General features: G+C 71.0%; 12 protein-coding genes. 6 read left to right on the top strand and 6 right to left on the bottom strand.

Annotation, left to right across the window (positions count from 1 at the left end):
* Positions 1-378: 378 nt before the first annotated feature.
* Positions 379-597, bottom strand: a complete 219-nt coding sequence (locus ACIHFE_RS24095; RefSeq protein ID WP_400109493.1) for a hypothetical protein — start codon at positions 595-597, stop codon at positions 379-381.
* 128 nt (positions 598-725) lie between these two features.
* Here ACIHFE_RS24095 and ACIHFE_RS24090 point away from each other — a divergent pair, with 128 nt between their 5' ends.
* Complete coding sequence (locus ACIHFE_RS24090) at positions 726-854, top strand: hypothetical protein (RefSeq protein WP_400109491.1); 129 nt, start codon at positions 726-728, stop codon at positions 852-854.
* 239 nt (positions 855-1,093) lie between these two features.
* The gene (locus ACIHFE_RS24085) at positions 1,094-1,519 is read left to right on the top strand and encodes a hypothetical protein (RefSeq protein ID WP_400109490.1); all 426 of its coding nucleotides are present in this window, start codon (positions 1,094-1,096) and stop codon (positions 1,517-1,519) included.
* A gap of 408 nt (positions 1,520-1,927) precedes the next feature.
* Here ACIHFE_RS24085 and ACIHFE_RS24080 read toward each other — a convergent pair whose 3' ends face one another.
* Complete coding sequence (locus ACIHFE_RS24080) at positions 1,928-4,780, bottom strand: BTAD domain-containing putative transcriptional regulator (RefSeq protein ID WP_400109488.1); 2,853 nt, start codon at positions 4,778-4,780, stop codon at positions 1,928-1,930.
* Between the two features lie 238 nt (positions 4,781-5,018).
* On the opposite strand from ACIHFE_RS24080, the gene ACIHFE_RS24075 reads away from it, so the two are divergent.
* Both ACIHFE_RS24075 and ACIHFE_RS24070 read left to right on the top strand, forming a co-directional pair.
* Positions 5,019-5,915, top strand: a complete 897-nt coding sequence (locus tag ACIHFE_RS24075; RefSeq protein ID WP_400109487.1) for a ribosome-inactivating family protein — start codon at positions 5,019-5,021, stop codon at positions 5,913-5,915.
* Between the two features lie 159 nt (positions 5,916-6,074).
* Positions 6,075-7,640: a peptidoglycan-binding protein gene (locus ACIHFE_RS24070; RefSeq protein ID WP_400109486.1), complete on the top strand. Its 1,566-nt coding sequence runs from the start codon at positions 6,075-6,077 to the stop codon at positions 7,638-7,640.
* Between the two features lie 245 nt (positions 7,641-7,885).
* On the opposite strand, the gene ACIHFE_RS24065 is transcribed toward ACIHFE_RS24070, so the two are convergent.
* The 3 genes from ACIHFE_RS24065 to ACIHFE_RS24055 form a co-directional block, all read right to left on the bottom strand.
* The gene (locus tag ACIHFE_RS24065) at positions 7,886-8,350 is read right to left on the bottom strand and encodes an SDR family NAD(P)-dependent oxidoreductase (protein ID WP_400109484.1); all 465 of its coding nucleotides are present in this window, start codon (positions 8,348-8,350) and stop codon (positions 7,886-7,888) included.
* A gap of 332 nt (positions 8,351-8,682) precedes the next feature.
* Positions 8,683-9,825 (bottom strand): FAD-dependent oxidoreductase, encoded by a 1,143-nt coding sequence (locus ACIHFE_RS24060; protein ID WP_400109482.1) that lies wholly within the window; start codon positions 9,823-9,825, stop codon positions 8,683-8,685.
* A gap of 38 nt (positions 9,826-9,863) precedes the next feature.
* The gene (locus ACIHFE_RS24055) at positions 9,864-10,562 is read right to left on the bottom strand and encodes a TetR/AcrR family transcriptional regulator (RefSeq protein WP_400109480.1); all 699 of its coding nucleotides are present in this window, start codon (positions 10,560-10,562) and stop codon (positions 9,864-9,866) included.
* 235 nt (positions 10,563-10,797) lie between these two features.
* On the opposite strand from ACIHFE_RS24055, the gene ACIHFE_RS24050 reads away from it, so the two are divergent.
* A complete protein-coding gene (locus ACIHFE_RS24050; RefSeq protein ID WP_400109478.1) occupies positions 10,798-12,612 on the top strand; it encodes a ricin-type beta-trefoil lectin domain protein in 1,815 nt (604 codons plus the stop codon).
* Positions 12,613-12,740: 128 nt separating this feature from the next.
* Complete coding sequence (locus tag ACIHFE_RS24045) at positions 12,741-13,580, top strand: SAM-dependent methyltransferase (protein WP_400109477.1); 840 nt, start codon at positions 12,741-12,743, stop codon at positions 13,578-13,580.
* Positions 13,581-13,624: 44 nt separating this feature from the next.
* Here the strand turns inward: ACIHFE_RS24045 and ACIHFE_RS24040 are convergent, their stop codons facing one another.
* Positions 13,625-15,310 (bottom strand): acyl-CoA dehydrogenase, encoded by a 1,686-nt coding sequence (locus tag ACIHFE_RS24040; protein ID WP_400109475.1) that lies wholly within the window; start codon positions 15,308-15,310, stop codon positions 13,625-13,627.
* Positions 15,311-15,351: the final 41 nt, after the last annotated feature.

Here is a 15,351-nt window from a genome sequence, read left to right as displayed (position 1 = left end):
AGGCCGGAGCGTGCCGTCAAGGGGGCTGAAGGTGCGGCTCGAGCTGCGCGCGGCTTGGCGTCTTCCTCGAGATGAGTTGCGTCACGCCACGAGCAGGGCTGTGTTCAGGGGCAGGCGAGGTGGTTGTTGAGATAGGCGTGGAGTGCGAGGGCAATGCCGGCGCTGCCCTCCAGGAATCCTGCGCGATGGACGGCGTTCCGGATTCCTGGGCCGGGTGAGGGGTGATCGTAGGCGTATACGAAGGGGAGGTTCGACCGGTGAGAGGACTCCAGTGAGGAGGCCAGTGCAGGTAGTTGTCCGGTGAGCCGGGGGTCGACGCTGTCCCGGGCCATGAGATCAGCGGTGTGGCCGCCTTGCGCCGACGGCTCGATCGGGATCTCACCCGGTTCCTGGCCCCGGGCAGGCCCCTTCATCGCGATCGTCGCGATGGCGCTCGATGCGCGGGCCCGGACCGGTGAGCTGACCAGACAGCGCGACGGTCGCCTCACCGAAGGCCACCGCGGTGTCCATCTGGTGCGGCAGCCGCAGCATGAGGTCGCCGAGCCCGTCAGCGAGACCGTCACGCTGTCGGCACCGAGCCGGGCCGCTCTCGGCCACTGGCTCCTGGTCCGGGCGCCGCCGACCCGGAGGCTGAAGGGCGGCACGAATATCCTGTGGGTGTCGCCGGCCCACAACCACGCGGGGGCGCTCCGCTCCGGCGGAACGTCAGCCCCTGGTCGGCCGGGATGCCGCTCCAGGAGCGCGGACTGATCCGCAGCTACCACGACGGCCACCACCGCTACGACCTCGCCTATCTCCTCCCGCCCATGACGGAACAATTCCGCCGCGCCGTCGACCAGCGCACCGGAGCGTAAGCGGGACCCGGAGCCGCCCGCCCTTGATGGCCCTCTTCTTCCCTGCTGAATCCGCAGCGCGCATAGGGCCTGTTATCAGAGCTCTGCCCGATGAGTCGGAGGCGGTGTCGTCCGCCAATCCAGCGCCAACCTTCCGCCAACGTCCTGGCAACACCCGAGAGTGAAGGTGGTCCTGCGCACTTCAGCGCGCCGATCACCCGATGGACCACACGCCCCATCGGGCACGCAAGAGGAGCACCATGAAACTCACCGCTATCAAGCGACGGACCGCCCGTACGCTGGCAGTCCTCGGCGCCACCGCCGCAGCGGCCGGCCTCGTCGGCGTCGGCCCGGCCAACGCCGTCCCCCCCCACCAGCTCAAGCTGTGCAACCAGTCCGGCCCGGCGCCGCAGGGAGCCGTCGCGGTCCAGGTGCACCTCACGGACCGGCAGACCTACACCAATGTGGTCAAGTCCGGCACATGCACCACACTCAACCTGACCGGCAACGGCGGCGAGCACGGGAGCATCTGGGTCCTCCCCCAGTGGAATTGCGATTCGTCCGTTCCGACCTGCTTCGGATGGGTGCCGAAGGACGGAAACACCAGTGGCCAGTCCATCGGCATCTGGGACCCCAAGGGCACGGACATCACTCTCACCAGCCCCTACACATACACCCAGAAGTAGCCCCAATCTCCGCTGACGGTCCGTCTCCACGGGCGTCGCGCAGGCGGTCGCGTGGCGCTCGCGGCAGCCGGTCTCGTCAGACATCGGCGAGCGGCCCGCCACGGGAGCCGCGCTTCCTGCGGCGGTGGACCCGGACCGGTTCCACCACCGGATGCCATCCACCAGCTGCCGCCATGTCCACACCGTCGGACGGCCCTTGGATTCCTCCGCCCTTTGCTCCGTTCGTGAGCCGCACAGCGACCCTCGCAGGGCAGCGAGACCGCAGGTCGGCTCCGCCTCGGCCACGAGGAGCTCCCGGACGACCACCGGCCCCGCCGGTCGTATCGCAGCGCTGCGGCAAGGCCGGGGCGGGGCGGGCTCACCCGGCGCACCCGCTCGTCGGGCCCGTGATCGCGGCGTGTTGCCGCCTCACCCGGTGGCGAGGATCTGACCGGTGGGGCCGAGTGCCGTGAGCCGCTGGGTGAGCGCCGCGACGGTGCGTCCGTCGTCCCGCTTGCGATACAAGGCGATCGCCGCATCGAGGTGAGCGGCGGCCTCCCCTGTGCGCCCATGGCCGTTGAGAAACGTGGCGAACTGGGCCTGGGCGAGCCCGTGGAGATGGTCGTCGCCGGCATCCGCGCTGAGGTCGATGAGGCGGCGCCAGGTGGTCTCGGCCTCCTCGGCGCGGCCGAGCCGGTCCAGGGCGTGGGCTTCGAAGCCCAGCGTGCCCAGGGCAATCTGAGTCAGCGGCCGGTCGGCCAGCAACAGCCGCGCGTGACGGGCACGGTGCATCAGTTCCTCGGGCGGGCTGACAGCCATGTCCGCCATGCACATGCGGTGCAGGACAAATGCCTCCAAGAAGGCGTCGGCGGAGGCGCGGGCCGTCTCGAGGGCCTCGGCGAAGCACTGCTGCCCGAGATCCGCACGGCCCAGGTCGTGATGGATGCCGGCGAGCATGCCGATGGCGACGGTGCGGTGACGGTCGCCCGGCGGGTACAGCTGGAGCGCGCGTTCCAGGTGCGACAAAGCCTCCTGGGGGCGGTCGAGTTGGCCGAGGACGATGCCCATCGTGGTGTGGGCCCGGGCAGACGTGACGGGGTCCTGCAGTTGCGCGGCGGCGTGCAGGCCGAGGGTGGCGCATTCGAACCAGGCGCCGATGTCGGTGCAGACGTAGTAGCCGACAGCGTTGTGGGCCAGCCGCCAGGCGCGCTCGTGGTCGTGCGTTGCGATGCAGGTGTCGATGAGTTTGCGGATCACCGGGGCCTCGGGTCCCCACCAGCGCAGCGCGTCGCGGGTGTCCTTGAGCCGGGGCAGGGCCCGGGGCGGTCCGGCCACCGGGGGGAAGGGGGTGCGGTCGTCCCCGAAGACAACGGTGTTGGCGGCGGCGGTCGCAGCGAGGTAGTAGTCCACGAGGCGCCGCGTGGTCCGCTCCCGGTCGTCGGCGGCCAGCTCTTCCTCTGCCAGTTGGCCGCAGTAGAGGCGGACGAGGTCGTGGGCCTGGTAGCGGCCGGGGCGGGATTCGGTGAGCAGGTGGAGTGCGGCCAGGTCCGCCAGGGCCTGTCGGCCGGCAGCTGGCGCGTCGTCGAGGAGTGCGGCGGCGTTCAGGGCGTCGATCTCGGGGCCGGGGTGGAGGGCCAGCAGCGGCAGCAGCCGGGCGGCCACTGTCGGCAAGTGGCGTCGGCTCAGGCCCAGTTCGCGCTGGACGCTGCGGTCGCCGGACAGCCCCAGGGCGCCCAGGCGTGCCTGCTCGTCCTCCAGTTCGGCGACGAGGTCGGCCACCGACCACTGCGGGTGCATGACCAGCCGGGCGAGGGCGATGCTCAGCGCAAGGGGCAGGAAGTCGCAGAGCTCGACCAGGCGGCGCGCCGCCTTGGGGTCCTTCAACGTGCGTTCGTCGCCCAGCCGTTGGCGCAGGAGCTCGTGGGCGGCGGTGGCGGTGAAGACGCCGACCGGCAGGTAGGTCACCTCTTCCCGCAGGACCAGTCCGCCCAGGGCGTGCCGACTGCACACCACGGTGTAGGCGGACCCGCCGTCGGCGAGGAAGGGGGTGATGTCGTCGGCGCACCGGGCGTTGTCGAGGATGACAAGCAGGCGGCGGCCGCGTACGCGACCGCGGAAGAGTTCGGCGCGCGCTTCGGTGGCGGCCGGGATCTCATCGTCCGGTACGCCCATGGCCCGCAGGAAGCCGTGCAGGATCCCGGCCGGGTCGGCGGGGCCGCGCGGGTCGAAACCCTGCAGGTCGGCGTAGAGCCGACCGTCGGGGAACCGGTCGGCCGCCGCGTGCGCCCAGTGGACGACCAGCGAGGTCTTGCCGCTCCCGGCCGCCCCGGCGACGACGACCACGCGCGGCGCCCGCGCCCCGTCGCCGATGTACGCCTCGTCGAGCCGCTGCCGCTCCTCGGGCCGGGCGACGAACCCCGCCGGCGGCTGCGGCAGCAGCTGGGGGGCCAAGTACGCGGACGGGGGCGCGGCTGCCGCGGTGACGGCCGCCTCGGCGTCCGGCGCAGGGGCCGCGAGGACGGGGTCGGCGCGCAGGATCCGCTCGTAGAGCGACTGGAGTTCGGGGCCGGGCGCGACTCCGAGTTCGTCGTCCAGGTGCCGCTGGGTGTCCAAGAACGCGCCGAGCGCCTCTCCCTGGCGGCCTGAGCGGTACAGGGCGAGCATCAGCAGCTCCGTCAGCCGCTCCCGCAGCGGGTGTTGCCTGACCAGGCCGGCGAGGACGGGAACCGCTTCCGTGTGGCGCCCGAGCTCCAGCCTGGTCTCCGCCAGTTGCTGCTCGGCGCCCAGCAGCAGCTCGGCCAGCCGGTCGCGTTCCCGTTCGGCGAACGGTCCCGGCACCCCGGCCAGCGGGGTGCCCTGCTGCAGGCCAAGCGCCCGGACGAGGAGCTCACCGGCCCGCCGGTGGTCCCCCGCCGACCGGGCGCGGCCGGCCGCAGCGAGCACGCTCTCCAGGACACCTACGTCGACGGCATCGGTCCCCGCCTCCAGGGCATAGCCCCCGCCGGCCGAGACCAGCGGGCCGGGGCCGCTCGCCGTCCGCAGGCTGCTGCGCAGCCGGGAGACGTACGAGCGCAGTGTGCCCACCGCCGAGGCGGGCAGTTCCTCTCCCCACACCGCGTACAGCAGCTCGTCGCGCCCGACCGGGCGGCCGTGGTGGAGCAGCAGCGTGGCGAGCACCGCCTGTTGCTGGGGGCTGCCGAGGTCCAGCGCGTTCTCCTCGCGCCACGCGCGCACCGGGCCGAGCACCGCGAACCTCAAGGCGGTGCCGTCTGCCTCCGCCATCACATATCCCTCGGCATCCACATACAAGACAAAATGCTGACGCAAGTTACCCGACGTTACCCGCCTCGCCAAACCGGGGCCCTGCGTGCATGCGGCTCACGCCGATGATTCGCCAATCTTTCGCCAGCCCTTCGGCAACCGCTCCTCGGCACGATGGCGTAGATCCCCACCCGGGGATCATCAGGTCGAGCGGTGGCCTCGGCAACGACCGGAAGCCACCGCCCGCACAAGGAGCACCATGAAGCTTTACCCCCGCACGTCTCCGGGCGCCCACACCGTCTTCCAGCGCGTGGGTGCCCTGATCGTGGCCTTCGCCCTCTCGCTCGGCTTGGTCGCCCTTGCGTCCCCGGCGGCCCAGGCCGACCCCGGCGGCGAATGGTCCAAGATCGACTGGGACATCACCAATCTGGAGAACGGGGGCGACACCCCGGCTTCCCGCTACTACGACATGGTCAACGCGCTGCACATCGGTGCCGGACACCACTACGTCAACTCCGTGGACGAGACGACCTCGCTGCCCGCCCGCTTGATCGAGATCCGCATCAACGAGAACCGACAGCAGATCATGTCGCTGTACGTGTGGTCGGACAACTTGTACCTCGCGGGCTACTGGGTGCCCAACGGCGGGCACTACGCCTTCAATGACGTGTGGCCGCAGGAGATGGAGCGCATCCTGCACGTCCGCGCGACCCGGCTGCCCTGGGGCGGCAATTACGCCACCATGCCGGGCGGCGGCGCGACCGACCGCGCCGGGTATCAGTTCAGCCCGCAGGGCGCACGCGACGCACTGCGCCGGGTGCAGAACACCCAGTCCGCCCTCGCGGGCAACCAGCAGGCACAGGGCCAGCTGAGCATCGGGCTGATCCAGACCATCGCGATGGTCTCCGAGGCCGCCCGGTTCGGCCGCATCTTCGACACCGTCCGCGAGGCCATCCGCACCGGCCATGCCGCCCCGATGGGCACGCTGAACGTCGACATGGAGAACAACTGGGACCGCATTTCCCGGTGGCTCTACCAGCAGGTCAACAACATGAACCCCGGCGATCTCCAGCTGGGCTACCGGACGTACACCAGTTGGGCCGCCTTTATCGGGTACGCCCGCTACATCATGATTCACAACCACGCGAAGGTCTGACGCGGACCGGACGCATGCATCAGGGCGGGAGGCGACGGCTCGCCTCCCGTCCCCTGCCGTCAATCTTTCGGCAACCTTTCGCCATCCCCGGTACGAAAGTCTGCTCTCGGCCGACGAACCCCCCTTCGTCGGCCTGTACGGAGAGCAAGGAGGTGTCCCGTGGCACGGGACAGAGTTCGCATATCGCGGCGCCGCGCCGTGTCGACCGCCGCGGCCGTCGCGGCGCTGGCCGGCGGCCTGGGCCTCGGCCTGGCCCAGCCGCCCGCGACGGCGTCCGCGGCCCGCACGGCATCCGGCCCCACTGGTGGCGCCTGGCTGGCGTTGAAGGACGGTCACCTGGCCTACGGACAGGACGCGCAGGGCAACCGGATCCCCGACTACTCCTCCGCCGGGTACGAAGGCGGCGGCACGTCGTTGCCGAAGGCGCTCGTCAAGGCGACGGTCCCGGCCCCCGGCACGGGAGACTCGACGGCGACCGTGCAGGCGGCGATCGACAAGGTGGCCGCGCTGCCGCAGGGCACCGACGGGATACGGGGCGCGGTCCAGCTCGCGCCGGGGCAGTACCACATCGCCGGGCAGCTGCACCTCGGCGCGAGCGGCGTCGTCCTGCGCGGATCGGGCACCGGTTCCACCGCGCTCGTCGCCGACCAGCCGTCGGTGCGCACGCTGGTCACCATCGGGGACAAATCCCGCTACACCCCCGTCGGCACCGCGCAGCAGGTGACCGACGACTACGTGCCCGTCGGCGGTACCACGCTCACGCTGGGCAGCACCGCCGGGCTGAACGCCGGCGACGAGGTCGTCGTCGAGCGGCCGACCACGCAGGCATGGATCGACGCGATCGGCATGACCGACGCGTGGAAGCCCAACTGGAGCCTGCGCTCGGAGCGCAAGGTCACCGCCGTCCACGGCAACAAGGTCACCCTCGACATCCCGCTGACGACGGCGCTGGAGAAGCAGTACACCCAGGCGACGGTCTACAAGTACACCTTCCCCCGCATCGACCACGTCGGCGTGGAGAACCTGAGCCTGGACGGCCAGGCCATGAGCGGCGACCCGGACTACGCGAAGTCCTTCTACAACGCGGCCCCTTGGGAGTTCAACGCCGTCCAGGACTCCTGGATCAGCAACGTCACCTGGCGTCACTTCGGCGGCAGCGGCCAGACGTTCCTCGGCCCGCAGAGCCGCCGCATCTCCGTCCTGCACACCCAGGCGCTGGACTTCAACACCACCGATTCCTCGGCCCGTTCGGAGGCCTACCTCCTCCAGGGCCAGCAGAACCTCATCCAGGACTGCGCCGTCACCGCACCCATGATCCACGCCTTCTCCACCTATGGCCGCCAGTCCGGCCCCAACGTCTTCTCCCGCTGCAAGGCGACCCTGGTGGACAAGACCTACGACGCGGGCGGCCACGAGCGCTGGGGCAGCGGCACCCTCTACGACAACATCCAGATCGACGGCTCGCTGCTGCTGGTCAACAACGGCAGCCGCGGCAGCGGCCACGGCTGGTCCGACGCCAACAGCACCGCCTACAACTGCACCACCCAGCAGTACATGGCCCAGGAGCCCCCGACCGCCCACAACTGGGCCATCGGCTGCACCGGCACCCTCATGAACGGCAGCGACGGACAGATCGAGTCCAACGGCAAGCACCTCCTGCCCGACAGCCTCTACGACCAGCAACTGCTCGACCGCCACGCGGCGGCGCGCGGAAGCCGCTCCTGAAACCCGGCGCAGCGCCACAGCACGAGCGGCCGCAGGACAACTGCCCTGCGGCCGCTCCGCGTTCCGGAGCGAGCGGATCAGCATGCCGCCTGGTACGAGGCGTCACCCGCGAGAGCGCTCGCGGAGGAGCGCTGGTCCCTGTCCGCTGCTGAGGTCGGTTGCGGTCATGCCGGGGTCTGCGATGTTGATGTGGATCTGGGGCAGCCAGTCGCGAACTGGCCGGGATCGACGTGCGGGGCAGGTGGTCAGAACATGCGCGGTTGACCGTTGGAAGCGCCGAGCCCGCCGTCGACCGGAATGTGCGCGCCGTTGACGAAACGGGCGTCGGAGCCGGCCAGGAAGGCGATGACATCGGCGACTTCGGCCGGCTCCGCGGGGCGCTGCATAGGGATGCGACGGCGAAACGCGGCGAGCGTCTCCTCGTTCTCGACGATGGGCGCGGCCACTGGGGTGCGGGTGAGGCTTGGGTGCACAGCGTTGACGCGCACGCCCTCGTGGCCATGGTCGAGCGCCATGGCGTTGGTGAGGTTGACCAGCGCCCCCTTGGCGGCGTTGCAGGCGGCCAGGCCCCAGTCCGCCCCGAGCCCGGACACCGAGCCGACGTTGACGATGCAGCCCCTGACGCGGCGCAGATGGGGCAGCGCCGCCCTGGAGGCGAAGAAGACGCCGTCGACATCAATTGCCATGACATGGCGCCACGCGGAAAACAAGCTCAGCGGGTGAGCACGATCCAAACCGCGGCGCCAATGATCGTAGGTCGGAGGTGCTTCCTGGTGAACGCCCTTGCATTCTCGGGGTGTTCGAGAAGATAGACGACCGGCACCTGGGTTCCAAGGTAGGAAGGCCGAGATCAGGAAGGCGGCGAGGCCGTGGCCGGTGAGAACGGCGGCCTGCTCCAGCCGAGTTGAGGGCTTTCGATGATGGCGGCGCCAGGGCCGGCAGGCCGGTGGTGAGCCCAAGAGGGGCTGTGGGGTGACCTTGATCCCTCGTCGCAGCCTGGCCAGGGTTCATGGCGGTCCCCTGTGAGGGGTGCCTGGCGGGGTCAGGCTGCCTGGTGGTGGGCGGCGAACTGGTCCAGCAGTCCCTGCGGGGCGTCGGCGCGGAAGCAGGTTCGGAGGTTGGCGGCGGACATCGCGGCGGCGGCCTGGCTGCGGGGGAAGAGCGCCTGCTCGTAGGCGGTGAGGGCGGCTTCGGTGTCGCCGGGGTGGGCGGCGATGGCCCGGCCGAGTTCGGCGCCGTCGAACATGGCGAGGTTGGCACCCTCGCCGGCGAAGGGGGACATCAGGTGGGCGGCGTCGCCGAGCAGGGTGACGCCGGGGACTCGGTCCCAGCGGTGGCCGGCCGGCAGCGCGTGGATGGCTCGCGGTACCAGGGGGCCGTCGGCGTCGGCGACGAGCGCTTGCAGGCTCGGGTCCCAGTCGGCGAAGTGCGCCAGAACGGCCGCCTTGGCGGCGGCGGTGTCGGTGAAGTCGATGCAGCCCGCCCACTCTTGACGAATGGTCAGCGCGGTGTAGAGGTGCAGGCTGCCGTCGGTCTCGCGGTGGGCGAGGAAGCCCTTGCCGTCGCCGAGCGCGAAGAGCATCCCGCCGCCGACCACGGCCGCGCTCGCGGGGTGGCGGGCGTCGGCGTCCAGCAGGTCCGACTCGACGAAGGACACACCGGTGTAGGCGGGGGTGGCGTCGGAGAGCAGCGGGCGGATCCGGGACCAGGCGCCGTCTGCTCCGACCAGCAGGTCGGTGGTGAACATGGTGCCGTCGGCGAGCGCCACCTCGTGGCGTCCGTCGCCGAGCGGGTGCGCGCCGGTCACCTTCGCGTCCCAACGGACGGTGCCCGGCGGCAGCGCGCCGAGCAGCAGGTCGCGCAGGTGGCCCCGGTCGGCCTCGGGGCGGGTGCCGCTGCCGTCGTCCTCCTCGGCGAGATGGACGGTGGCGTGCCGGTCGAGGATCCGCATGGCCTCGCCGCCGGGGTGGACGAGGGCCCGGAACTCCGTGTCCAGGCCGGCGGTGTGCAGGGCGGCCTGGCCGGAGTCCTCGTGGATGTCGAGCATGCCGCCCTGGGGGCGGGCGGCCGGTGAGGCGTCGAGGTCGAACACGGTGGCCTCGATGCCGTTCACATGCAGGACGCGGGCCAGGGTGAGGCCGCCGAGACCGGCCCCAACGATCGCGATCGGGTGATGGGTAGTCATCGGGGTGCTCCTTGCGGTGTGGCGGGGACGGCCTCTGGTCAGGTGAGCGGCTCGTCTGCCGGGGTGGGCGTGTGTGTGATGCCGGTGAGCAGCATCTGAAAGCTCCAGGAGAGCCGTTGCTGCGGCGTCCCGGCGAGCATCCGGGGGCCGAGCGCGGCGATCTGCGGATGGGTGTCGGGGGACGCGCCGCGCAGGGCGCTGGTGAGGGCGTTCCAGTCGGCCTCCGCGCCGGCCGACTGGTCCCGGGTGGCGTGTTCGGCGGCGGTTGCGGTGGCGTGCTGCAGCAGGACGTCCACGCCCCAGGCCGCCTGAGCGGCCGGGACGCCGCCCTCGGCCAGCAGCGCCAGCACCGTCTCGACCAGGCGCAGGTAGTGCTCGCCGCTCGGGCGGGCCACCAGGGCGGCGCGGGCCAGGGCCGGGTGCTCGAAGAGCATCACGGTGTACCCGGTGAGCAGCGCCTCCAGCCGCTCGCGCCAGGTGCCCTCGGCGGGTGCCGGTCCGACCGTGCCGAGCAGCCGGTCCAGGACGGCCGCGTGCAGCTCGTCGGTGTTGGCGACGTACACGTACAGCGAGGCCGGGCCGGTGTCCAGCTCCTGCGCCAGGCGGCGCATGGTGACCTTCTGCAGGCCCTCGGCCCGCATGATCTCCACGGCGGCCGCGACGATGCCCTCCCGGGTCAGCGCGGGCTTGGCGGGGCGCTCCCGGCGGCTTCTGGGTGTGGCGGGGTGACCTGTCATGCCCACCAGGCTAACGAACATGTTCGTTGCGAACAAGGTCGTGACAAACATGTTCGCTACTGCCAGGCTGGACGCCGGTCCGGCTAGCCGGCTCCCGGCCGGCCACCGGGCTCAGCGCTCTCAAGTGTCCCGACAGAAGGGAACGTTGATGCACGCTCATCGTCTCCTCCGGCGCACCGGCGCCGGCACCCGCCCGCCGGGCAGAGCCCGGCGATTAAGCCCGCTCGCGTCCCTCGTGACGGCATTCCTGCTGGCCTGCGCGGGGATCGCCACGGCCACCAGCACGGCGCAGGCCGTGAACGGCGACGGCACCTCGCCGTTCGCCACGTACAACATGCACGGTTCCGACAACGGCTCACGCTGGACCTCGGAGGTCGCGCCGCTGGCCGCGACCAATCCGCTGGTGGCGCTGCAGGAGGCGGGTGCCGGGCCGCCGTTGCCCGCGCACGACAACGACCGCAACGAGCTCCGCCAGATCCGCCTCACCCCCAACCGCAACCCGCAGCCCAGTTCCGTTCAGCGGGTGACCTGGGCGGGCGGCCCGAACGGCAGCAACCGGTACGTGTACTTCCTGCAGACCGACCCGCGCCGGGTCGCCGGCACGAACCAGGACACCTGGGATGGCGGCCAGATGAACCTGGCCTTCGTCACCGATACCCCGGCCGATGACGTCCGTGTGCTGGAGAACCCGTCCTACAATCCGGACCCCAACGCCCCCAACAACCGCTACCGGGCCCGCCCCTTGCTCGGCCTGCGGTTCGGCAACACCTGGTACTGGAACACCCACGCCCGCGGCGAGGATGTGGTGCGGCAAGGCACTCGCCCCGGACTGCTCGACCAGGTCCGCGACTTCGCCGCCACCGACGGCCGGAACTGGGTCCTGGTCGGCGACTTCAACGTGAACATCCTCAACCGCACCACCGATCAGGCCCGCGGATCTCTCCAACTGCGCGCGGATGAGACCCTGCTGCGCACCGGTCAGCCGACACACCTCGGCGACACCCCCAGCGAACTGGACTACGCGATCAGGCGCGGCGTGCCAGGTGGGTTCACCGCGACCGTCCCGAGGGGCGGCGGATCCGACCACGTGCCCGTCGAGTTCGCCCGCACCCCGCCGCCCGTGCGGGCGCCGGCCCCGGCCCACGTCTTCCGCAGCGTGCTGGCCGCCCCGACGGGCGGCCTGCTGCAGGAGAACCCGAACCGCTCCATCACCATCGGGGACGCCCGCTACAACAGCAACCAGACCTTCCAGATGTTCACCACCGACGCGCTCACCCACTACCTGCGGAACGTCACGACGGGCGACTGCATCGGGATCGCGCCCAGCGCCCGCCGGGACGCATCCACCCCGGTCGTCGCGGGCAAGTGTGACGATCCGCGCGCGCAGTGGACCATCGCCCACCTCGATGACCCCCCAGCGTGGAACGACGACAACGGCGGGCCCCAGCGCTGGCGCAACGTGGCCGTCCCCGGACTCTGCCTCACCCCGAACGGCACCACGGTGACTGCCGCCCCGTGCACCGACAGCGCCACGCAGCTGTGGTGGGACAACGCCACCTCCCCGCCCACCGGCTGGCAGACGACCGGCGACAACGTGCGCCTGGAATCCTCCTGGCTCGGTGGCCGGCTGCGGCGAGCCGGTAACGTTCCTGGGACCTTCGTCTACACCCAGCCCACACCACCCAGGTCGTGGTGGATCTACTGGCTGTTCTACGAGCGGCAGGACTTCGGCTGGAACATCCAGCGGATCAGCCGGGGCGACAACCTGGTCCGCATCCAGAGCCTGAGCGGCACCAACCAGTGCCTGGGCAGTCAGGACGTCCACGCCGGCACGCAGACAAGCGCCCTGCTCTACGGATGTGACGATGCCCGCGGTGTCGCCGGAGCCGGCCAGCGCTGGCTGGCCGAGGCATACCCGGACGGAACCGTCCGGTACCGCAACGAGGCCAACCACCTGTGCCTGCTGGCACCCGACGCCGACCACGGCCAGGTCAAGCTCTACAAGTGCCAGGACATCCCGGCCGAACGCTGGAATGTGGTCAGCCCCTAAAAACCCACCGGCCGCCTGGACCCCCGTACGCGCGGGCCCAGGCGGCCCGTTCGCCGGACTCGACCGCTTCTGCCCACATGCCCATCCCGGAAGGTTTGTTCTCTCTGAGCCATGACGAGAACTCCGTCATGGGCGATGACAAAGCCACGCATGCAGCGGATGCGGCCCGGGACTACTACAACTCCGCTGACGTCGACGGCTTCTACACCTCCGTATGGGGTGGCGAGGACGTCCACACCGGCATCTACGAACACCCCGACGAGCCGGTCGCGCGGGCAACCCGGCGGGCCGACGCCCGGATGGCCGACCGGGTGGCCGATCTTCTCGGGCCCGGCCGCACCGTCATCGACCTCGGCTCGGGCTACGGCGGTGCGGCACGCCACCTCGCCCGGACCTTCGGCTGCCACGTCGTCGCGCTCAACATCAGCGACGTACAGAACCGGCGGCACCGCGAACTCAACGCCCGTCAAGGATTCGACACGCTCATCGACGTCGTCGACGGATCCTTCGACAACATCCCGGCGCCGGACGGGCGGTTCGACGTCGTCTGGACCCAGGAAGCCCTCGTCCACAGCGGCGACCGGGCGCACATGCTCTCGGAGGCGGTCCGTGTCCTCGCCCCCGGTGGCGCCCTGGTCCTCACCGACGTCATGGCGGCCGACGACGCCCACGAGGACGCGCTGCGCCCGGTGTGCGAGCGCCTCCACGTCGCCAACCTCCCCACGCCGGGCTTCGTGCGCGAACAACTCGCCCGCCTCGGACTGGGACAGGTTCACTTCGACGACCTGAGCGAGAACCTCCTCCCGCACTACGCCCGCCTCAGCGATGAAGTGCAGCGCAACCGCGAGGGACTCACCGGCGTCATCGACGAGGCGTACCTGGACCGGCTGCGGACCAATCTTCCCCTGTGGGTTCATGCCTGCGAGAGCGGCCTTCTCGCCTGGGGGATCTTCCACGGCCGCCGGTGAACAACACGCAGCACGTGTTGTTCACAATGTGGAGTTCAGCTCTCTCATGGACTGCCGAAGAGTTCAGCCGGGATGTCCAGCAGTTCGGTCACGGCTTCGGCGTGGGGGGCGAGGCGGCGGCAGATCTCGTTGATCTGCTCGGGCAGCGTGAGGACTTGCTGCGGTGTGAGCAGTCCGCGTGCGAGGTACCAGCCGGTGTGGGGTGCCGTCTGCTCCAGGCAGTGGAGCCGGTACAGGTCACGAAGGAGGGGCCGGGCGGATTCGGTGATTTCCGCGGTGCGCCACGTGTCGTGCAGGGTCTCGGCCGTGGTGCGCGTGGTGTGGGCTTCGGCCAGGTGCTGCGCCAGTTCGGTCCGGGCGTTCCAGGATTCGAAGGTGACGGTTCCGCCCTGGTCGTCCGTGTGCAGGGCCGAGGCGAGTTCGGCGTGCAGGAGGCGTTCCCTGGCGCGGAAGAGGCGTGGCCAGTCGCTCGACGCGGACTCCTCGTCCGGTGGGAGGTAGTCCGTGCCGGTGGTCATCGTCCAGGCGGCGTCGAGCAGGATGAGCCGGTTGTCGCCGCCGGCGGACTGGAACGCGGTGGTCAGGGCCTGGTAGTCGATCAGTCGGTGTTCCGGGAAGAAGCCGAGTGCGCCGCATGCGCTGCGGCAGCGGGTGACGGCCGTGTCCGCGAGGACGGCGACGGTGACCTTACTCAGTGCCAGCGTGCGCATCTCGGCGGCCGAAGGGCCGGTGCCTGCACCGCCGCCGGGCGGGATGTGCCAGCTGAGTGCGGTGGTCCGGCGGGCGACCGCGGTGGCGGCCAGGGCGTCGGCCGTGGCGCCGAACAGCAGGCGCTGCTGGTTGAGGTGGGCGATGGCCGGGATGTCGCCGGCGAGGCGGTCGTGGGTGCGGCGGTGGCGGGCGTGGGTGAGCGCGAGGGCCGCGCTCGCCCGCGCGGCCGCGGCCAGTCCGGCCGTGGTCGCTCCCCAGGCGAAGCGGCTCATGCCCACGCTGCGCCGGGTGCGGGCCTTGGGCCCGTCGAGGGGGTCGTGGAAGGACCCGTCGTCGGCGATGGACGCGCCGTCGGCGAGCCATCTGCGGTACGGCAGCCGGACTCCGTCGAAGCGGACCTTCGCGTAGTCCATGGGCAGGAGGGGCGTCGGCGCGAGCGGTTCGATCGTGACGCCCTCGCAGGGTCCGTTCTCGTCGCGTAGCGGTACGAGGAAGAGCGCGGTCCCGTGGTCGGCACCGTCGGCCCGAAGGCGGGCGCTCACCACGGCCAGTCTGGCGAAGCCGTCCAGGCCCACGTTGGCCGGGCGTTTCATCGCCTCGGGGGTCGGGGTGTGCAGGACGAACTCGCGGGTGGCAGGGTCGAAGACGGCCTGGGTGCGGATGTCGGCGCTGCTGTTGCCGTGGCCGGTCTCGTTCATCAGGGCTGCACCGATCCACCGTCCGGAAGCCAGGGCGGCCACGTCCTCGGCCGGGGCGCCGAAGTCGAGTGCGACGCCGATGGCCATGCTGTGGTGCAGGAACATCACGAAGAACAGGCGTGGGTCCGTCACCGCGCTGAGTTCCAGCACGGTCCGCAGCCGGGTGGGGTCCGCCAAGAGGGGCCGCTGATCGCCGAGTCGGGATTGGAGGTGCTGCAGCCCGTGGTAGGGCGCGGCCGGCGGCGGCCCGTCGGCTCGGTGCGTCCGGGCGAAGAACGCGTCGGTGAACAGCGCCGTGAGATCGCCGTCGTAGGGGGCCATGTCCGGTGCTCCTCGGTACGGGGGTACTCCTGATGCGGGGC

This window comes from Streptomyces sp. NPDC052396 (assembly GCF_044593195.1).
Lineage (GTDB): Bacteria > Actinomycetota > Actinomycetes > Streptomycetales > Streptomycetaceae > Streptomyces.
Note: the sequence above shows the minus strand (reverse complement) of the source record. Positions and strands in the feature narration are given on the sequence as shown.